This is a genomic window from Cyclobacterium xiamenense (genome assembly GCF_042140265.1).
GTDB classification, from domain to species: domain Bacteria; phylum Bacteroidota; class Bacteroidia; order Cytophagales; family Cyclobacteriaceae; genus Cyclobacterium; species Cyclobacterium xiamenense_A.
The window spans coordinates 1,882,501-1,900,675 of sequence record NZ_CP159481.1 but is presented as its reverse complement, the minus strand read 5'-3'; the positions used below and the strand labels follow the sequence as shown (position 1 = coordinate 1,900,675).

Here is an 18,175-nt window from a genome sequence, read left to right as displayed (position 1 = left end):
TATGCATTATTTTTCTACGAAAGAAGGATTGGGAACAGGCATTTGCACGCCTCTTCTCATTCGCCAATCATCCAGATAAGAATATAGGGATTTCGCCAGGCCCGGCAGTTGTTCCGCTAAATTTTGGCTTTCACCAATATCCTTGGCCAGGTCGTACAGCTCCAATTTATGGCTTTCGTGCCAATGAATAAGTTTCATATCCCCGACGCGAACGGCACTCGAGGGCTTCATTTCCTGCCGAGGCATGTAATGGGGATAATGCCAGGTAAGTACCCGGTTGAATTTCGCCGCCTCTCCCCATTTAAAGACAGAAAGCAGATCCATACCCTCGATTCGACTGTCAAAGAGTGGACTGCCCACTGCGCTCAATAGCGTGGGTACCAAATCGTGAGTAATCGCCAACTGAGAGGTCTTTGTCTGCTCCGGAACGACGCCGGGCCACCGCACAATCAACGGCACGCGAATGCCTCCTTCGTAGAGTAGAAATTTCTCTGCGCGAAGCGGATGGTTGTCCGTTACATGCGTTTCGGAGAGCGAAAGAACCCCTCCATTATCGGAGGTAAAAACCACCAGGGTTTTGTCTGCAAGCTCCAAGGAATCCAACGTTTTTAGTACACGCCCCACTGCCCGATCCAGCCGAGCGACCATGGCTGCATAGGTTGGATTATTTTGTTCTCTGTATGGCTCCTTTTCCCGAAAATAGGCAATGGTTTCCTCCGGCGCTTCCAGGGGTAAATGGGGAGAATAAAAGGGCAGGTACAGAAAAAAGGGACGATCCCGGTTATCTTGTATAAAACCGATCGCTTCCCGGGCTATGCGATCCGTCAGGTACTCGCCTGGTAATTCGTTCAAAATTTTGGGATTTTCGTAGGGGGGAAAGTACGAAGCAGGCCTTCCGGACTCCCAAGCCCCCACATTTCGGTCGAAACCTTGATTTTCCGGCCAAAACTCCTCTGTTTTGCCCAGGTGCCATTTCCCCATGATGGCCGTGGTGTATCCGATTTCCTTCAAGCGTTCCGCCAGCGTGACTTCTTCTACCGGAAGCTGCTTGGTCCAATCTGGAGGCAACAATGGCATCTCTTCAAAATCACGGTCAAAAACCGCCGTAAGCCGCAGTTGGCCGGGGGACTTGCCGGTCATCAAGGCTGCCCGTGTAGGTGCGCAAACCGGAGCCGAAGAATAAGCATCGGTGAAACGTAACCCCTGCGCAGCAAGCCGGTCAATGTTGGGAGTTTCGTAGTATGGGCTCCCATAGCAACCCAGATCACTCCATCCCAGGTCGTCTGCCAAAATCAGAACAATGTTGGGCCGATCCGGACTTCCTTGTGCCACTACTTCGGAAAAAGTAAAGAAATACCAAAAATTTACACCTTTCCATACATATACACCTATAATTACGAGTTTACTAAATGATGTTTTCATTCAACGGATGGGTTGGGTTCGTCAAAAAGCGTCCCGCAGGAGCCATTCCGGTTGCCGCGTTTTTGATAGAGCGAACCAAACTCAGCTAAAAGTAAGACTACTGGAGGCTAATTTCCAAATCCAAACGAGCTGCCCGGACAAAAGCAATCCGATTACAAAGGGACAAATACCCGGTAACACGGATTTCTTATCCATCGGTTCGGATGATTTTTCGGACTTGCACGAATTTTCCTGTTCGTCCCAAGGATTTCAGAAATTCATATAGGGTACCTCTCCACCGTCCGGAAAACCACGGTTACCTAATCCCCATCAGCCCCGAGCGCACGGACTTGCCGGTCTTCTTCGATATGGCGAATACCGTTAATTTTTAGTTCCTGCAAGTTTTTTTCCTTACCGGAGCTACAACCACTGATCACACCGGAAAGCTTCAAAATCCGATGAATGGTACACCCTTTTTCCTGAAGTCCTTTTGCGATCCGCTCAATTTCCGACTCCAAGCCCGGCTCTATGGAAGCAATAAAATTTCGTTTCATGACGGCTCTAAGACTTCCTGTGGTGATTGAACCAGACCGATCCCAACATCACGGCTGGGCAAAGGTACCGGTCTTGCCTGCGCGAGAAGTTTATCCCATAGTTCCCGGGCTGTGATCTCGGGAAAGGCCTCCAAGAACTGTGCTGCTACCCCGGCAACAAACGGCGTCGCCATGCTGGTCCCACTTAAAATGGCGTATTCCTGGGGCAGCTTCCATGAACTAAAAATCTCAACGCCTGGGCCGGCAATATCCACTAATCCTCCATCTGCGTTCAGTCCGCCACAGGAAAAGTCGGCCACCTGAGAACGCCGATCGAGCGCCCCTACCGCCAGGATGTTCGGACAATTGGCCGGATGATTCACGGGACGAATCAACCCTTGTCGGCGCCGGCTATCGTTTCCCGCAGCGGCAATAATCAGCGTTCCCATGTCCATGGCCTTTCCTGCAAGCTCGTTGTAGATGGACGAATACCGGGTATTTTCCTCTACCGAGGCCCCCAGTGACATGGAGATTACCTTGCATCCTTCGTTTACCGCCCATTCCATACCTGCGAGTATCCCACTATCGCTACCGACCCCTTCGTTTGAAAGCACCTTGGCCACGTACAGATCCGCCTCAGATGCGGCGCCGTAACGGGCGCCGGTACCTCCCCGCCGTCCTCCTACCGCGATCCCTGCGCAATGCGTGCCGTGCCCGTTGGTGTCCTCAACAGGTTCCCCCGGAATAAATGATTTCGACACCACATTTCTTCCGGCAAAGTCAGGATGTGCCTGGTACATGCCCGTATCCAGCACTGCCAGTTTTACACCCTTACCGGTGTACGTGTTGTCTAAGGCTGCCAGGGCGTGCAGTCCCCAATACGCCTCGTCGTTATTTTCAAAAACCGGCAGTGGGTCCACAGGATCGGGGCTGGGCCCGGGGACGGGAGGATCGCTTTTTCGGCCAAAAAGGCGACACAACAATTGCCAAAGGACCTGCGCAAAATTTCTACTTTTCGGGCCGTCCAGAGCATAGAGGTAGCGTTCGGGTTCTTCGTATTGAAAGCTGCTGCGGGCGTACACCAGCGACTTGATTTGCTCGTCGTTATTGGCATTGATGACGGCGACACCAAATTTTTCGAATACGATCCCATCCCCTTCTTCGAAAGCTTTCAGGTAATCTTCTTCGTGTTTTCGATAGGCACCAGAAGGGGCCAGCCGCAGCGCGGCTTCCTTTGCCTCCTCGTCAATGTTTTTCATACTGGCTCCTGGTGAGAGCATCACCAGCTTTTTTCCGGTGTACTTTGGTCGGTCCCCCGAGGGGACCTGGAAGGTAGTGTAGGGATCCATGGACGGTCGGCTTCAGTTAGTTGTTAATAAGAGTATACTCCTTAAAAAGGTACGCTTTTTTCACCAAAAAAACCAAAGCCCCCTCGCTGTATTTGCTGAACGACAGGCAAATCGGCTTCTGCCCAGTCCAGCTCCCACAGGCGTTTTAGAGGCATCCAGCGGAATGCCCGGTGTTCGGTCAACTGTGGAAATTCATTCCCCACCCTTGCCAGGTAGGGAACCAGGTAAATGGAAGTAGTCTCGTATCGGTGGTATACGGGCTGCATGCGCTTTTCGGGAACAATAGTCATCTCAAGCTCCTCACAAATTTCGCGTATCAGGGCCTCTTTCTCGGTTTCACCCGCCTCTACCTTCCCGCCGGGAAATTCCCACTTCAAAGGCATGGGCATCGTTTCGGATCGTTGCACCGCAAGAACTTCGGCCTGGGAATTGTAAATGACTGCACAAGTAACCAATAACATGCCCGAAGATAGGTGACGATCGGTAGGTGAAAAAAAATATTCCGATTTTTTGTGTCGCCCGATAAAAATGTAAAAAAAGTATTATTTTCGTTGGTCCACTTGCGGGTGTAGCTCAGTTGGCAGAGCGTCAGCTTCCCAAGCTGAAGGCCGTCGGTTCGAACCCGATCACCCGCTCCACACCTCTCCTGGCACCGGTTTTTTTGCCACCCCCCATCAAAATCAAGTCACCCACAGTAAAAAAAATAGGGTAAAATACCCTAGTCTAATCGGTTCTGACAGGCATCGGTAGGGCTCAAATCAATCGCAGGCCCCATAAAAGCTTCCCGACAATTGCCCATCACACAAAAAAGCCCCCGGTAACGCTAGTACCGGAGGCTTTATTATAGGAAAGAAATACCCTATCCTATCAGGCTGCGTTTCGAGCCGCATTGATGATACCAAACATGGTGCGTAGGATTAGTTTTTGCAACGCTGTATCCTCCTTCCCTTGTTCCAAAATCGTCTGAATGGCATATTGCTGGATGGTAATCAGCGGGAGTACAATCCGTTCGCGAATTCCAATGGAATCCTTGCTCAGCGGGCTATCTTCAAGCAAGCTCTCCATGCCAGCAACTTGCAGGATCTTTTCGTAAGAAAGCTGGTATTCTCCGTACATCAACTCCCAAAATCCGCCGAACTGCTCGTCGTCCTTGAGGTAAGCCGTGGCAGGATAGAAGGCCTTTGCCAGCGATTGCATGGAATTGCCCAACAGGGAACGGAAAAACAAGGAGTCTTTGTACAGCTGCTGCACATCCTTCATTTTTCCCCGCTTTTCCATCTCCTGGATGGCCTTTCCTACACCAAAGAAACCCGGAATATTCTGCTTCATCTGAGCCCAGGCACCGACGAAGGGAATGGCCCGCAGGTCTTCGAACTTCATGCTGCCTCCCTTGCTCCTTTTCACCGGTCGGGAACCTATATTTGTCATCCCAAAGAATTTGAGCGGCGTAACTTTTTCCAGGTAAGGGACGAATTGGGGATGGTTTTTGAGCTCCTTGTAGGCGTGGTAACTGATCCCGGCCATTTCCTCGATCAATTCCTTTTGGGTTTCGGTCAGGCTATTTTCACTCGAAGGGTAAAGGTGGCTTTCCATCCCGGCACTCAGCAGTTGTTCCAGGTTATAGGAACAACTCACCGGCTTGCCGTAGTTGGCACTGATCGTTTGCCCTTGAATGGTGATCTGGATTTCTCTGTTTTCCACATTCGGACCCAGTGAGGCATAGAAATTATGAGTATTTCCACCACCTCGTGCCGGTGGTCCCCCTCTGCCGTCAAAGAAAATCACATCAATCCCTTCTTCCCTGGCCACACGGGTCAATTCTTCTTTGGCCCGCAAAATCGACCAGTTGGCCCGAATGTACCCGCCATCTTTGGTTCCATCGGAAAAGCCCAGCATGATCGTCTGCTTGTTTCCTCGGTGGGTCAGATGCTCCCGATACACCGGATTATGGTACAGCGATTTCATCACACCCGGCGCTGCCGCCAAATCGTCAATGGTTTCAAAAAGGGGAACAATATCCAAAAACAAATCGCCCCCCCTTGCCAAAAGCAACTTGTTGAGCTGGAATACTTCCAACACGTGCAAGGCGGACTGGTTGTTTGAAATGATGTACCGGTGGCATCCCATGGGACCGTTTCCTTTCTGAATATAGGCGATGGACTCAATGCTTTGCAACATTTCCCGATGGAAGGAATCGTCCAGGGTATCTATGGCTGGCAATTTATCGGTGGCCAGTATTTTTTTGATTTTGCTTTCTTCATCGCCCTCGTGGTAGGCAGCGAGTGCCGATTCTCCTTCGCTGGCAGCGATAATGGCGTCCCACAAGCTGTCGTGTTTCCTGCTGTCCTGTCGTACATCCATGCTGGCAAAATGAAAACCAAATACACGAACTTTGAGGATGAATTCATCCAGTAGTTCCAGGGAAAGGCCGCCATGATCTTCAATGATTCCCTTTCTGGCTTTGTAAAGGACTTCCAAAAGATCGTCTTTGGAATGAAACACCTCTCCACTGACGCCAAAGAGTGTGTTGTATATCCCTCGCTCGGCAGCGATCAAGTGCGTTTCCACATTGGAAAAGGTAAGTCGGCGTCTGATTTTACGAATGTCCCGATAATAGCATTTCAGAATGCTGTTTTGCAATTTATCGGCCACTTTCTTGGTGATGTCATGGGTCACGTACGGATTACCATCCCGGTCTCCCCCTGGCCAGAAGCCTACTTTTAGTAGATTGGGGTTTTCCCAATCGTGCAATTGGATCCCTAATTGATTGAGAATGCGGATCATGATATCCGAAATACTGGGGTAAAAGACGTATTCCAGAAACCATGTCAGGCTTACGGCTTCTTCGTATGGAGATGGCTTCTCTTTGTTGATAAATGCCGTTTTCCCCAATTGCCTTAGCAATAAATCGATGTCGCCGAGGTCGTTTTTCCTTATGGCCTGTTCCAAATCCGTTATAATTGCCAACACATTTCCGGGATAGAACTGGGTGGGGTGGGCAGTTAGGGTCAACCGAACCGAGAAATTCTTTAATTTCTCAATTAACTCCTTCTTTTTGTGGTCATTATCGGCTCTGGCGATAAGCGCCGTCATGGTACCCTTCCCTTTGATATCGTTGAATTTTTCGTACGCCGCATCTTCTATGGAATCAAATAAAACCACCTGCCGTTCGATGTATTGCACCATTTTAAACAGGAGGTCGTGCCGGTCTTTTTCGGGTTTATCCCCCATCAGTTCCTCAAAGAACTGCTGAATAATTTCTTTAGGCGATTGGTTTTTTTGAAATCCACTTTGACACGCTTCAGACAATATAGGCAGCAGGGTGCCGGTTCGGTATATTTGGTCAAAAGGAAGATCTAAAAATAAACTGTTATAAATCGTAAAGCGCTTAGCGACTTCAGTTTCGTAGATGTTTGCCATGATAATTTGGTTAATTATACGGATTCGTAGTACTCAAAAATGCACATTTTTTTCCTTCTTTGCACCACTCCCGACCGAATTTTTGCCCGGAGGATAAGCTTTCACGGTTATATAACTTAGCCTCAGCGGATTACTCAAACGGCCGTATTGCCGTTCGTAGAATCTGCCGCCGCCGGACCTTCCCATCGAATATTTTTTGTATTTTAGCTTTCTAAAACCACCTTCTAAACCAGCGCAGATGTTAACCGCAGTGATCTCGGGATTTATCTTTGCTTTATTGATCCCTTTTATTTTAGGACGACTAAAATCAACGTCCTCGTTGTGGGTCGCCCTTTTGCCGCTTAGTCTGTTCGGGTATTTTCTTTCCAGGCTCAGCCTAATCAAGCAAGGAGGGCCAATTAAGATGAGCTACGAATGGGTGCCCTCCATCGGAATCAATCTTGATTTTAATCTGGACGGTCTGTCGCTGTTGTTTGTTCTATTGATCAGCGGTGTGGGTACCCTCGTTTTTGTCTACACTGCTGCCTACCTGAAAGGCCATCCCTACCTGAACCGGTTTTATGCCTATCTTTCTCTTTTCATGGCCTCTATGCTAGGCTTGGTTCTTTCTGATAACATTTACACCTTATTCCTTTTTTGGGAGCTTACCAGCATCAGTTCGTTTTTCCTCATTGGATTCAATAACGAAAGTGACGCTTCCAGAAAATCGGCATTGACGGCGCTGGGAGTTACGGGATTTGGAGGATTATTTCTTCTGGCGGCCATGGTAGGACTGGGGCACATCACGAAAGCGTATCAGATTTCCGAAATGATCTCCATGAGCGAATACATCAAAAATGATTCGCTATACGGGTGGGTGTTGCTTTTCTTATTTCTAGCGGCATTTACCAAATCCGCCCAATTTCCCTTTCACTTCTGGCTGCCAGGAGCCATGAAGGCCCCTACTCCCGTATCTACGTACCTGCATTCCGCCACCATGGTAAAAGCCGGGGTGTATCTTTTGGCACGATTTACACCCATTCTGGGTAACCACGAATGGTGGAATGGACCATTAATTATCATTGGGGGAATAACCATGGTCTACGCGGCAATCCATTCGCTCTTCCGAATCGATTTAAAGGGGATATTGGCCTATTCGACCATTTCTGCGTTGGGTATCCTGGTCTTTCTGATAGGGTTGGGTACCCATGAAGCCCTTTTGGCGGCATCCGTATTCATCCTGGTCCACGCCCTCTACAAAGCCACCCTGTTCCTGGTCACGGGTATCATCGATCACGAAACCGGAACACGTGATGTTTCCCAGCTGAGTGGGCTGCGGAAGGTACTTATGCCCGTAGGAATCGCTGCACTGCTCGCCGCTTTATCCAATGCCGGCATACCACCGACCTTTGGGTTTGTAGGAAAGGACCTTATCTATGGAGCCACCTTAGGCATGGGCGACCTGGCCTGGCTGTTTACTTTTTTGGCTATTCTGACCAATGTGGCTCTGTTGGTCGCGGGTTTTTTCGCGGGTATCAAACCGTTTATCGGAAAATTACCGGAACGGTACGCAGCGGTGCATCTCCCCGCCCCGGCCATGTACCTACCCCCGTTAATTCTGGGTATCCTGGGTATGCTATACGGGCTGTTTCCGGGCATGCTTGAAGGGGGCCTTATACAACCGGCAGTTGCAAGCCTGATTGGTACCAGGCCGGATTTTCACCTGCAGCTCTGGCATGGATTCAATCTTATTCTTCTATTAAGCGGGGTGACCATTGGCTCAGGGGCCCTCCTGTACCTCTTGCTGAAGCCCTCCGAAAAGCTATTGAAAAAAGCCACTCGTTTTGAACGGATTTCTCCACAGGCCCTTATCACCGGGATTACGGGTGTTTTCAGCAGGCTGGCAAAAGGGTGGACCCGTTTTTTTCAAAACGGATACCTTCGGTATTACCTGATTACCATTCTAGGTTTTCTTTCCTTATTGTTGGCTTATCGCTTGTTTGTGGGAGTGGAATTGTACATCGACACTGAAAGCATGACGCAGGTTACCTTTTACGAGGCAGTCGTCTTGCTGATTATGGGCGTGGCCATCTTTTTCACCGTGTTTTCCAATTCCAGACTGGTGGCAGTAGCTTCTCTGGGAGTGGTGGGATATTCGTTTTGCCTCGTCTTCCTTTTCTATTCGGCCCCGGACCTGGCCATGACGCAGTTCTCCATTGATACCTTGACGGTCATCTTGTTTGTACTGGTCTTGTACAACCTGCCAAAATACCTCAAATTATCCGATAACCGGGTTCGTATTCGAGATGGTTTGCTCTCGCTGATCTTTGGCGCGTTGATCAGCATACTTGCCATTGAAGTCATGAACGAATCTATCAGCAAGGAAACTTCTGCCTATTATGCGGAAAATGCGTACGTCCTCGGAAAAGGTAAAAATGTAGTAAACGTTATTTTGGTGGATTTCAGGGGATTTGACACCATGGTGGAAATCACCGTACTGGCCATTGCCGCGATTGGTGTATTTGGTTTGCTGAAACTGCATCTTAGAAGCACTGAAAAAGAATAATTCATGAAGACAATCATATTCAAAACAGCCTCCGTTTACCTGCTTCCTTTGCTGTTACTTTTTTCGGTTTTTATTTTGCTTCGGGGGCATTACCTTCCCGGAGGTGGCTTTGTGGGAGGACTGATGGCATCTACGGCATTTGTGATTCATTCGTTCGCCAACGGGGTGGAGCACACCAAAAAAATTGTCAAATTTCATCCGGGCTTTCTAATGCCGGTTGGTTTGGCACTGGCACTGCTTGCCGGTTCCCTGCCTTTATTTCTCGGGGAAACGTTCATGACCGGCTTGTGGATGGATCAGCCGGTACCCGTTATCGGGTCAGTGGGAACCGCTTTGTTTTTTGATACCGGCGTGTATTTGGTCGTTATCGGAGTTACCCTTACCATTATTTTCACCATCTCTGAAGGCTTGTAGGCATGGAAATACTACTGGTAATCATCATCGGCTTATTGTATGCGGCGGGCATTTACATGATGCTTCGGCGAAGTTTGGTCAAATTAATCATTGGTCTGATTTTGTTGGGAAACGGGGCGAATTTACTCATTTTCCTATTGGGTAAAATTGTAAAAGGTGAGCCCCCCATCATTGGTTCTACCGAAAAGATGTTGGGAGAAATCTATGCCGACCCGGTACCCCAAGCCCTGATTCTGACCGCTATTGTCATCAGCTTCGGTCTGCAGGCTTTCGCCATTATCCTCATAAAAAGAGCCTATAAAGTAGTAAAAACAGACGATCTGGACGAAATGAACGCAACCGACGAAGATTTATGAGCAATCCATACATTGTTTTACCGGTATTATTCCAGCTTTTTGTTGCGGTGACCTTGATGTTTTCCTGGAACAGAAAAAACCTACAAAAGCTCATTTCTGTAGTGGGATCGCTGCTAGCCCTGCTGATAAGCCTGGCCCTTTTGGTAAAGGTCCATCGGGAAGGCATACAGACCATGCAGGCAGGCGGCTGGATCGCTCCCTTTGGAATCACCTTCGTAGCCGATGCGCTCAGTGCCCTTTTGGTGGTATTGACAGCCATTTCCGGATTGGCCGTCAGCGTGTTTTCTGTCGGAAGTGTGCGCAATGCGCGGATAAAGTTCGGGTATTTCCCCATCATGCATTTACTAATAATGGGACTGAGTGGTGCTTTTTTGACCGGAGACATTTTCAATCTCTATGTCTGGTTTGAAATCATCATTATTTCCTCCTTCGTGCTTATCACGATCGGTGGAGAAAAAGCCCAACTGGAGGGAGCTATCAAATATGTAGCCATGAATCTCCTGGCCTCTGTGGTGTTTTTAACTGCTATCGCCATTCTTTACGGCCTGACCGGCAGCCTGAACATGGCCGATCTTTCGCTGCAGGTGGCAAATGTATCGAACCGGGGCCTGGTGAATGTCACCGCGATCTTGTTTTTGGTTGGTTTTGGGATAAAATCGGCTGTTTTCCCGTTGTATTTTTGGCTTCCCGCATCGTATCATACGCCTCCTCCGGCTATTTCGGCGATTTTTGGTGGACTACTTACCAAAGTCGGCGTATATGCCATGCTGAGGGTATTCACGTTGATATTTATTCCGGATGATTTTCTTACCAATCTCATTACCGGGATGGCGTTACTAACCATCTTGTCGGGTGGTTTTGGTGCATTCATGCAAAATAATATCCGAAAGGTTTTCAGCTATCTCATCATTTGCCACATTGGCTTCATGTTGGCGGGACTTGGTATTTACAGTACGGTTGCCCTTGGCGGAGCTATTTTCTATCTGGTGCACGACATTGTGGTTAAAACCAACCTATTCTTGGTTAGCGGGATCATTTTCAAATTCAGGGGCACTTATTCCATGCGCCTGTTGGGGGGCTTTTACAAAGAGCAACCCGTGCTGAGTCTGCTGATGGCTATCCCTTTGTTTTCCCTGGTTGGCATTCCGCCGCTTTCGGGTTTTTGGGGTAAACTACTGCTGATACAAGGTGCCATGGACCAAAGCAATATTTTGATGATTGTCTTTATACTGTTGGGAAGTTTCCTTACCTTATTCGTCATTGCAAGACTGTGGGCAGAGGTATTCTGGAAAGACGCACAGGATTTACCAAAAAAACCGCATATCAAATATTTTGATGAGTTAAAACCTCTGAAAAGACAAGCCATGCTGGCATCGATGGTTTTTTTATCCGTGCTATCGTTGGCCATTGGATTTGGTGCAGAGTGGGTGATGCAATTGGCGCTGCGCATCGCTGAAAATCTAATGGACCCTTCCCCCTATATCCAAGCCGTGTTGGGTGCTAACTAAAAAAACAATGATAACAACCAGGTTTCTTAGTAATCTATTGCTCTCTTTTATCTGGCTGGCGGTGACCGGCACTTTTTCCTTCGTGAATTTTGTGTTTGGGTTTGTTCTCAGCTTTTTCACGCTGTGGCTTATCTCCACCAATCGGACTGACAACAAGTATTTTTACCGGGGACCGAAGGTTATCTCTTTTATTTTTTTCTTCCTCTATGAACTGATAAAAGCCAACCTACAGGTAGCGTTTGACGTGGTGACACCCAGTTACTACATGAAGCCTGGAATCATCAAAATACCGCTTACCGCAGCGTCTGATCTGGAAATTACCCTTTTGGCGAATTTGATTTCCCTCACTCCCGGCACACTAAGCCTGGATGTATCCGACGATCGAAAAGTACTGTATGTACACGCCATGTATGTCAATGATAGGGATGCTTTTATCGCGGATATAAAAAACGGATTTGAACGAAAGCTATTGGAGATTTTGCGATGACTATAAACGACTATTTGTACCTGGTTATTTTGCCCGTACTGGCATTTTCCACCTTGCTGATATTTATCCGGTTTATTATCGGACCCACACTTTCCGACAGGGTAGTATCCCTGGACTTATTGCTTACTACCGGCATCGGGATCATCACTATCTACAGCATCCATACCGATCAACCGGCTTTCCTGGATATCGCGATGATTATGGCGCTAATCGCATTTCTGGGGACCGTAGCCTTTTCCTATTACTTAGAAAAACGAGAGAAAAATGAATGAATATTGGATCCTTGGACTGAGCTCCCTCGGAGCACTGTTTATCTTGCTGGCCTCAGTAGGCGTATTGCGAATGCCGGACCTGTACCTTCGAATCTCCGTTACGACCAAGGCAGCGACCCTGGGGATCGGTTTGGTTCTCATTGCCGCCGCCATTTATTTCAACGAAGTAGGCATTACCTCCCGGGTATTGGCCATCATTTTATTTATGTTGCTTACTGCCCCGGTGGGTGCCCATATGATAGGCAGAGCATCGTATTTTACCGGTGTCAAACTATGGAAGCATTCAAAACTCGATGATCTCAAAGGAAAATACCATCCCAAAAGCCATGAACTAGCGAGTGATCTCGAAACAGCTGAAAAAGAAAATGAAACGAAATAGATGGATTATCCTGCTTGTTCTTGTTTTTTCCCTGGCATGTGGAACAAACCAAAAATCAGCAGACAAACTAACCCGTACCGACATGGATACTACGTATGCATTCCTACTTGGAACCTACACCGAACTCCCTGAGCAAGGCATTCATTTGGTGCACTACCGCCCGGAAAAAGGAGGCTTTGAGGTGCGTGCCACTGCTTCCGACCCAAGCAACCCTTCGTTCCTTATCGCAAATAAAAAGCAGACCCTGGCTTTCTGCGTGGAGGAAAACAGTGGGGCAGATGGCGGAAGAGTCCGTTCATTCCAACTGACTGAAACCGGCTTTTCGGCAATCAATTCCGTTTCTTCCATGGGGAACGGCCCTTGCTACCTCAGTCTGGATCCAAGCGAAAAATTCCTGGTCGTCGGCAACTACTCCCAGGGAAACTTTTCGGTGATTCCGGTGAGCGGCGACGGGCATCTAGAACCTGCCATTCAGGTAATCCAGCACGAGGGTAGCAGCGCACACCCTCGCCGGCAACAACAGCCGCACGTACATTCGACCGTGTTTCATCCTAAAGACGGGAGGTTATTGGTAGCCGATCTGGGTACCGACGAAGTGGTGGTATATAACGTTACGAACGATCCGGAGAAACCCGTACAAGTAACGCCACACTTCCGGCTAAAGGTAGCTCCGGGCGCCGGTCCCCGGCACATGGTTTTCAACGAAGCGGCAGATCTCTTGTACCTGGTCCATGAAATTACCGCAGAAATCGGCGTATATCACTACGAGGACGGAGTGCTCCGGCACCAGGAAACCCATTCCCTGCTGCGCGAGGGGTTTGAAGGAAAGGTGGGGGCTGCAGAGGTCCGCCTGAGTCCTGAGGGAAAGCACCTTTATGTGTCCAACCGAGGAGATGCCAACGAACTAATCGTATTCGGCGTTTCTTCCGCCGGATTGACACACCTACAGACTGTGGCTTCCGAAGGGGAGGCGCCCCGTAATTTCAACCTTACGCCCGATGGCGCCTACCTGATCGTTGGAAACCAAAATTCAAACCGCCTGCTGTCCTTCCGAAGGGATGAGAATAGCGGCCAGATCAGCCCTACTGGCGAGTATCTTGACGTCCACAAACCCGTTTATATAGACTTCCTTCCTTGAATCCGTGATTCCGCCGCTGCCGTTCGGGGACTCAAGTCTTTTCCGTAATATTGGGCCGATTTCGGCTTAGTCGACCAAACAATCCAATTGTAACGCAACTAAAATGACCGCAACGAATGTGCAAAAGTACCGCAGTTTATTGAATAGGCGGGAAACAGAAAAGGCCATAGACCTGATCAAAACCACGTTTCCCGTAGCAATGGCTGAAGGGTTAAACCTGATTAAAATTTCCTGCCCACTGGCAATTATGGATGGTACAGGAATCAACGATGACTTAAACGGCATCGAACGACCCGTAAAATTCCCCATCCGAAATCAATCCGATGCAACTGCCGTGGTGGTTCAGTCGCTGGCAAAATGGAAGCGTTGGCAACTGGCCGAACTTGAGGCAGAAGAGGGGGAAGGAATCCTTACCGATATGCGTGCGTTGCGCCCGGACGAAGATTATTCCCCCCTGCACTCGCTTTACGTGGATCAATGGGATTGGGAGCAGAAAATCTCCATGGAAAACCGACAGCTTGACTACCTAAAAAACACGGTAAAAACGCTTTACGGCATTTTCCTGAGGGCGGAAAGATCCATCGCAGCTATGTTCCCGCAAATCCAACCCATCCTGCCGGAAAAAATCACGTTTATACAGGCAGAGGCCCTTCTCCAAAAATACCCGGACTTATCGCCCAAAGAACGGGAGTATCAGGCCTGCAAAGAACACAAAGCGGTATTCCTCATTGGAATAGGGGATGTATTGAGCAATGGAGAGAAACACGACGGCAGGGCACCGGACTATGACGACTGGAGTAGCTACAATTCAGAGGGGCACAAAGGGCTCAACGGCGATATATTGGTGTGGAACCCGATGCTGGAAAACAGTTTCGAACTCTCCTCCATGGGCATCCGGGTAGATGCCAAAACACTGGAAAGGCAATTACGCCTCTCCGGACAGGAGGAAAGAAAACAGTTGTTTTTCCATAAGAAGCTGTTGAATGGAGAATTGCCGCAAAGTATTGGTGGGGGCATAGGGCAATCCCGAACCTGTATGTTTTTATTGCGAAAAAAGCATATTGGCGAAGTTCAATCGGGTATTTGGCCTCCGGATGAAGTCGAAAAATGCAGTCAGCAAGGGATAGAATTAATGAAATAATTTCCCCGGAAAACGGCTAAATTTAAAGTCTACCTTTATTTTATTTAAAATAGCATTTTAAGGATTCGTTAAATTTCAAAAAATAATTTTCCACAACTGTTTTTTTTGCAAAAAGAATCCTTACCTTTACTCCCATCAATACAATCAATTAATTACAATTATGAACACAGGAAAAGTAAAATTTTTTAATGAATCCAAAGGATTCGGTTTTATCATTGATGACGAATCATCAAAAGAGTATTTTGTGCATGTCTCTGGACTAATTGACGAAATCAGAGAAGACGATGATGTATCCTTCGATCTTAAAGAAGGAAGAAAAGGTCTGAATGCAGTGAATGTGAAGGTAGTAAACGCATAACATAACATTGACATCAGTTGTAGAAAGCAACCCATACGGGTTGCTTTTTTGCATTTTGGGGTACCTGTAGGGTCAGGACCCCTCCAGTACCATGCGACCGGACTGAACATTCCCTTTAATGGTTTGCCTTGCTCCGTGATCAATATACAAATCTTCGCTGCTGGACCGGTCTCCAATACTCAATCGACCGCTTCCGACTTTGAAATCAAAATTATAGTCGCTTAGGCGGGCATTGCTGCTGACCTTCATGTATCCGGAAGAGGCCGAAAAAAAGCTATCCTCGCCGAGACCGCAATTATCCGCCTGAAGCATTCCAGATGTGAGCGAAATCTCTCCCAGATTGGCTATCCGCTTTAAATCCGCCTTTCCGGAACTCATCTTTCCAGCCACCTTTCCTTCCACGTCTGACAGTTGAACCAAGCCGCTCGATCCCTGAAATTGCACGTCTCCTTTCATGCCTTCCAGCGACGCCATTCCCGAGGATAGTTCCAGGTCAAGATTTCCACGGATATCTTTCAATTCCACACGTCCGGAGGAGATTTGAACCCGTAGATTTGGAGATTCCAGATCCCTTCCTTCCACCTTCCCCGAACTTGCTTTGAGTAGAATGGATTCATTCTTTACGTGATACACTTCCATCTTTCCGGAGGAATTGTGCATATCAAGTGCCACATTACGAGGCCCTTTCAAACTGATAAATCCTTCCACGGGATTGCCGAACAGAAACGATCCGTGCGAATCGGTCTCAAACTCCACGATCAATTCATTTCCTGATTGCCTGTACCGAACACCTTCCATTCCAGGATCCGTTGATTCTACAAAAGCATTCAGGAAAACCTTGTCGGTTTCCGCGCCACCCGTATAGCTGATCTCCAGCGCTCCTCCGGATACCCGGACTTTTTCAATCCCATCGAATGAAATCTCTATATCAGAAATGGTCTCCCGGGGTAGGGAATGACAGGAAACAGCCAGCAGTAGTAGCACCACGAGCAAGGGCAACTTATTCCTTTGATTCATTGGTGTCCTCCTTTTTTATGTCTGCACTCATTGCCATTAGAGAAAGCGTCTCGTGAGCTATTTTGATGTTAAATTCATAGGCCAGACTCTTGTAATTCACCAAATCTACGATGGTGCCGATAAAACAAAGTCCTAGCGTCAGTACATACAAAATACCCAAGCCAATTTGGCCTAGGATAAACCGGTGCAGACCAGCAAAACCGAAAAAACCAATCAGGGTTAAGATGAGTATCATTTGACTATCTTTGCGCCTTGCACGGTAAACTTGTGAAAAAAGCGCTGCCTGTTCATCGTCCATGTCTTTCAGAACACCCTGAATGTATCCCAATTCCATCCCTTCCAGTTCCGGAAGGTGCTTCAATACGTTTGCCATAATTTTAGTTGTTTTTTAATAAGGTTAAGTAATTCAAATTGCCGCAAGGCGATTACCATTAGGGCAAAACTCCCGAGCGGATGCATCGCCCATGAAGCTTGAAATTCTCCATGCAGGAGAAGGTGGATGGACCTTCCCAATCCACAACCCGGACACCAGGTAAAACCAAGGTTCGCCACCGGACAAAGTCCCGCATGCGGCTCCTCTATGGCACCGAAAAAAAACAAGCCAATCAAGGCAGTAGTCCAGGTGAAGAATTCCAAAATACCTCTAGGAAATCGTATCATACCCTAAAATATACGAATAGAGTGCCAGTATTAAAAAAGGCGATTGAAGGGTATAGAGAAGGCATTGCTGCAAAACATGTTCGCTTTCGCTACGGTTTTTGTCCGAAAACGAACAATCCGAACAGCTCCAGGCAGTCAACCCAAATCGATCATCGACTCAGGGAAGGAAGGGCAATCCTAGGTTCCGAACCCAGCGATTTCTTAGTTCCAATCAAAAACTGTTTGTACAACAACGGAAAACTTGCAGGGCTTTTTCCCAATCCAAAAACCCCACTGCTTAGTAAAATGTAGAATACCCTATCCGGAATCGGCCTGGTAGTACGGATACCAAGTACCCCTCCAATCTCCGGACCCAGGTAATGCGCAAGAATGGCTTCCAGAAACGGGGACAGTTCAGGACGAAGCATCTCCTGACGATAATAGCTAAGCAAGGATTGCATCAATTTCTTTCCAGCGGGAGAGGCCTTCAAATGCCGCTTTCGAATCAAGCGCTCAAGTTCAAATGCCTGTTTACTGCTTTTGGGCAAAAAGGAGGGATCTATCCCCAGGTAATATCCTATCAAGCCCCAATACCGCAACATTCCTTCCCGTTCGTCGGGACTAACCCGTACACCCGAACGTTCCATCCCTCTGCATACCAACAAACTAAAAGTAAGATTGGTGGCTAACATGTCCTCTTGATTGATGGGTTTTCCCCAAGCCGGGTTCCAGTCAGGAGAATATTTTCTAATAAATAGGCGGGATAGCGCATGTATCAATCGAACCTTTGCAATCACCGCTAACACGCCAGTACCCACCAAAAATGCATCCGGGCGATAGCATTCCATAACAAACAGAGCCGTCTCCGCGAGTCGCTTCCCCGGGTTTTCCAGAATACGTTTGGACCGAACCAGAACCTCTGCTCCATCGGCAAATGCATAAGTAAAGGGAAGCGAATAAAATCCCAAAAGTAATAGCACCAGGGAGGAATTTTTTTCAAAAAAAAGTTGGGTTTGCCGTATTCCCACCGCATCTACAGGTGGAGGCGGCTGATAAAAAAATGTAAAATAATGGAGGAGAGAAGAAGGAAACTTTTCGGGCAAGGTTTCCGGCAGGCTTTCCCAGGAATTAATTTCCGGAACCCACTCCGGATAGCGTACCAGGTCTTCAGCGGCCAAATCGGCAAGTTCGTCCTGCCTGTCGCGTAGCGCATTCAGC

The 18,175-nt window shown here is 48.0% G+C and carries 19 protein-coding genes and 1 tRNA gene (1 of these 20 cut by a window edge); 11 read left to right on the top strand and 9 right to left on the bottom strand.

The features are described from left to right. Positions 1–6: 6 nt before the first annotated feature. The 4 genes from ABWH99_RS08100 to ABWH99_RS08085 all read right to left on the bottom strand — a co-directional run bounded on the left by ABWH99_RS08100 (position 7) and on the right by ABWH99_RS08085 (position 3,744). Positions 7–1,422 (bottom strand): sulfatase, encoded by a 1,416-nt coding sequence (locus ABWH99_RS08100; RefSeq protein ID WP_375585780.1) that lies wholly within the window; start codon positions 1,420–1,422, stop codon positions 7–9. A gap of 299 nt (positions 1,423–1,721) precedes the next feature. Next, on the bottom strand, positions 1,722–1,955 hold the full coding sequence (locus ABWH99_RS08095; RefSeq protein ID WP_375585779.1) for a hypothetical protein: 234 nt from the start codon (positions 1,953–1,955) through the stop codon (positions 1,722–1,724). Continuing rightward, positions 1,952–3,283, bottom strand: a complete 1,332-nt coding sequence (locus ABWH99_RS08090; RefSeq protein WP_375585778.1) for a S8 family serine peptidase — start codon at positions 3,281–3,283, stop codon at positions 1,952–1,954. Before ABWH99_RS08090 ends, ABWH99_RS08095 begins: the two co-directional genes overlap by 4 nt. A gap of 41 nt (positions 3,284–3,324) precedes the next feature. Continuing rightward, the gene (locus ABWH99_RS08085) at positions 3,325–3,744 is read right to left on the bottom strand and encodes a (deoxy)nucleoside triphosphate pyrophosphohydrolase (RefSeq protein WP_375585777.1); all 420 of its coding nucleotides are present in this window, start codon (positions 3,742–3,744) and stop codon (positions 3,325–3,327) included. Between the two features lie 101 nt (positions 3,745–3,845). Here ABWH99_RS08085 and ABWH99_RS08080 point away from each other — a divergent pair. After that, positions 3,846–3,921: transfer RNA gene (locus ABWH99_RS08080), tRNA-Gly, on the top strand. Between the two features lie 229 nt (positions 3,922–4,150). Here the strand turns inward: ABWH99_RS08080 and ABWH99_RS08075 are convergent. Next, positions 4,151–6,703 carry a phosphoenolpyruvate carboxylase gene (locus tag ABWH99_RS08075; RefSeq protein ID WP_375585776.1) on the bottom strand — a complete coding sequence of 851 codons (2,553 nt, stop codon included), beginning with the start codon at positions 6,701–6,703 and terminating at the stop codon, positions 4,151–4,153. Between the two features lie 238 nt (positions 6,704–6,941). Here ABWH99_RS08075 and ABWH99_RS08070 point away from each other — a divergent pair, with 238 nt between their 5' ends. The 10 genes from ABWH99_RS08070 (at position 6,942) to ABWH99_RS08025 (ending at position 15,301) form a co-directional block, all read left to right on the top strand. Beyond that, entirely contained in the window at positions 6,942–9,248 is a 2,307-nt protein-coding gene (locus ABWH99_RS08070) for a putative monovalent cation/H+ antiporter subunit A (RefSeq protein ID WP_375585775.1), read from the top strand. A gap of 3 nt (positions 9,249–9,251) precedes the next feature. After that, positions 9,252–9,662, top strand: coding sequence for a Na+/H+ antiporter subunit B (locus tag ABWH99_RS08065; RefSeq protein ID WP_375585774.1), 411 nt, complete (start codon positions 9,252–9,254; stop codon positions 9,660–9,662). Between the two features lie 2 nt (positions 9,663–9,664). Continuing rightward, positions 9,665–10,018 (top strand): Na+/H+ antiporter subunit C, encoded by a 354-nt coding sequence (locus ABWH99_RS08060; RefSeq protein WP_375585773.1) that lies wholly within the window; start codon positions 9,665–9,667, stop codon positions 10,016–10,018. Then, positions 10,015–11,526 carry a proton-conducting transporter membrane subunit gene (locus ABWH99_RS08055; RefSeq protein WP_375585772.1) on the top strand — a complete coding sequence of 504 codons (1,512 nt, stop codon included), beginning with the start codon at positions 10,015–10,017 and terminating at the stop codon, positions 11,524–11,526. Before ABWH99_RS08060 ends, ABWH99_RS08055 begins: the two co-directional genes overlap by 4 nt. A gap of 7 nt (positions 11,527–11,533) precedes the next feature. Beyond that, positions 11,534–12,013 carry a Na+/H+ antiporter subunit E gene (locus ABWH99_RS08050; RefSeq protein WP_375585771.1) on the top strand — a complete coding sequence of 160 codons (480 nt, stop codon included), beginning with the start codon at positions 11,534–11,536 and terminating at the stop codon, positions 12,011–12,013. Continuing rightward, on the top strand, positions 12,010–12,285 hold the full coding sequence (locus ABWH99_RS08045) for a cation:proton antiporter (RefSeq protein ID WP_375585770.1): 276 nt from the start codon (positions 12,010–12,012) through the stop codon (positions 12,283–12,285). The genes ABWH99_RS08050 and ABWH99_RS08045 overlap by 4 nt, the downstream gene beginning before the upstream one ends. Next, the gene (gene mnhG / locus ABWH99_RS08040; protein WP_375585769.1) at positions 12,278–12,664 is read left to right on the top strand and encodes a monovalent cation/H(+) antiporter subunit G; all 387 of its coding nucleotides are present in this window, start codon (positions 12,278–12,280) and stop codon (positions 12,662–12,664) included. The genes ABWH99_RS08045 and mnhG overlap by 8 nt, the downstream gene beginning before the upstream one ends. Beyond that, entirely contained in the window at positions 12,651–13,802 is a 1,152-nt protein-coding gene (locus ABWH99_RS08035) for a lactonase family protein (protein WP_375585768.1), read from the top strand. Before mnhG ends, ABWH99_RS08035 begins: the two co-directional genes overlap by 14 nt. A gap of 103 nt (positions 13,803–13,905) precedes the next feature. Further along, positions 13,906–14,943: an aspartate--ammonia ligase gene (asnA, locus tag ABWH99_RS08030; RefSeq protein WP_375585767.1), complete on the top strand. Its 1,038-nt coding sequence runs from the start codon at positions 13,906–13,908 to the stop codon at positions 14,941–14,943. A gap of 160 nt (positions 14,944–15,103) precedes the next feature. Then, positions 15,104–15,301 (top strand): cold-shock protein, encoded by a 198-nt coding sequence (locus tag ABWH99_RS08025; protein ID WP_014020889.1) that lies wholly within the window; start codon positions 15,104–15,106, stop codon positions 15,299–15,301. 72 nt (positions 15,302–15,373) lie between these two features. On the opposite strand, the gene ABWH99_RS08020 is transcribed toward ABWH99_RS08025, so the two are convergent. The 4 genes from ABWH99_RS08020 to ABWH99_RS08005 form a co-directional block, all read right to left on the bottom strand. Next, positions 15,374–16,318, bottom strand: a complete 945-nt coding sequence (locus ABWH99_RS08020; protein WP_375585766.1) for a DUF4097 family beta strand repeat-containing protein — start codon at positions 16,316–16,318, stop codon at positions 15,374–15,376. Continuing rightward, entirely contained in the window at positions 16,302–16,691 is a 390-nt protein-coding gene (locus ABWH99_RS08015; protein ID WP_375585765.1) for a TM2 domain-containing protein, read from the bottom strand. Before ABWH99_RS08015 ends, ABWH99_RS08020 begins: the two co-directional genes overlap by 17 nt. Then, positions 16,676–16,978: a DUF2752 domain-containing protein gene (locus ABWH99_RS08010; protein WP_375585764.1), complete on the bottom strand. Its 303-nt coding sequence runs from the start codon at positions 16,976–16,978 to the stop codon at positions 16,676–16,678. Before ABWH99_RS08010 ends, ABWH99_RS08015 begins: the two co-directional genes overlap by 16 nt. Before the next feature lie 149 nt (positions 16,979–17,127). Next, positions 17,128–18,175, bottom strand: partial view of an oxygenase MpaB family protein gene (locus ABWH99_RS08005; RefSeq protein WP_375585763.1) — the 3' portion only. It continues 32 nt past the right edge of the window; only the last 1,048 of its 1,080 coding nucleotides appear in the window; its start codon lies off the right edge, out of view — the gene reads right to left on this strand; it ends in the stop codon at positions 17,128–17,130.

Bases quoted from the DNA above. Each gene is read 5' to 3' on its own strand.
- ABWH99_RS08100 (WP_375585780.1), bottom strand. From the start codon at position 1,422: ATGAAAACATCATTTAGTAAACTCGTAATTATAGGTGTATATGTATGG.
- ABWH99_RS08095 (WP_375585779.1), bottom strand. From the start codon at position 1,955: ATGAAACGAAATTTTATTGCTTCCATAGAGCCGGGCTTGGAGTCGGAA.
- ABWH99_RS08090 (WP_375585778.1), bottom strand. From the start codon at position 3,283: ATGGATCCCTACACTACCTTCCAGGTCCCCTCGGGGGACCGACCAAAG.
- ABWH99_RS08085 (WP_375585777.1), bottom strand. From the start codon at position 3,744: ATGTTATTGGTTACTTGTGCAGTCATTTACAATTCCCAGGCCGAAGTT.
- ABWH99_RS08075 (WP_375585776.1), bottom strand. From the start codon at position 6,703: ATGGCAAACATCTACGAAACTGAAGTCGCTAAGCGCTTTACGATTTAT.
- ABWH99_RS08070 (WP_375585775.1), top strand. From the start codon at position 6,942: ATGTTAACCGCAGTGATCTCGGGATTTATCTTTGCTTTATTGATCCCT.
- ABWH99_RS08065 (WP_375585774.1), top strand. From the start codon at position 9,252: ATGAAGACAATCATATTCAAAACAGCCTCCGTTTACCTGCTTCCTTTG.
- ABWH99_RS08060 (WP_375585773.1), top strand. From the start codon at position 9,665: ATGGAAATACTACTGGTAATCATCATCGGCTTATTGTATGCGGCGGGC.
- ABWH99_RS08055 (WP_375585772.1), top strand. From the start codon at position 10,015: ATGAGCAATCCATACATTGTTTTACCGGTATTATTCCAGCTTTTTGTT.
- ABWH99_RS08050 (WP_375585771.1), top strand. From the start codon at position 11,534: ATGATAACAACCAGGTTTCTTAGTAATCTATTGCTCTCTTTTATCTGG.
- ABWH99_RS08045 (WP_375585770.1), top strand. From the start codon at position 12,010: ATGACTATAAACGACTATTTGTACCTGGTTATTTTGCCCGTACTGGCA.
- mnhG (WP_375585769.1), top strand. From the start codon at position 12,278: ATGAATGAATATTGGATCCTTGGACTGAGCTCCCTCGGAGCACTGTTT.
- ABWH99_RS08035 (WP_375585768.1), top strand. From the start codon at position 12,651: ATGAAACGAAATAGATGGATTATCCTGCTTGTTCTTGTTTTTTCCCTG.
- asnA (WP_375585767.1), top strand. From the start codon at position 13,906: ATGACCGCAACGAATGTGCAAAAGTACCGCAGTTTATTGAATAGGCGG.
- ABWH99_RS08025 (WP_014020889.1), top strand. From the start codon at position 15,104: ATGAACACAGGAAAAGTAAAATTTTTTAATGAATCCAAAGGATTCGGT.
- ABWH99_RS08020 (WP_375585766.1), bottom strand. From the start codon at position 16,318: ATGAATCAAAGGAATAAGTTGCCCTTGCTCGTGGTGCTACTACTGCTG.
- ABWH99_RS08015 (WP_375585765.1), bottom strand. From the start codon at position 16,691: ATGGCAAACGTATTGAAGCACCTTCCGGAACTGGAAGGGATGGAATTG.
- ABWH99_RS08010 (WP_375585764.1), bottom strand. From the start codon at position 16,978: ATGATACGATTTCCTAGAGGTATTTTGGAATTCTTCACCTGGACTACT.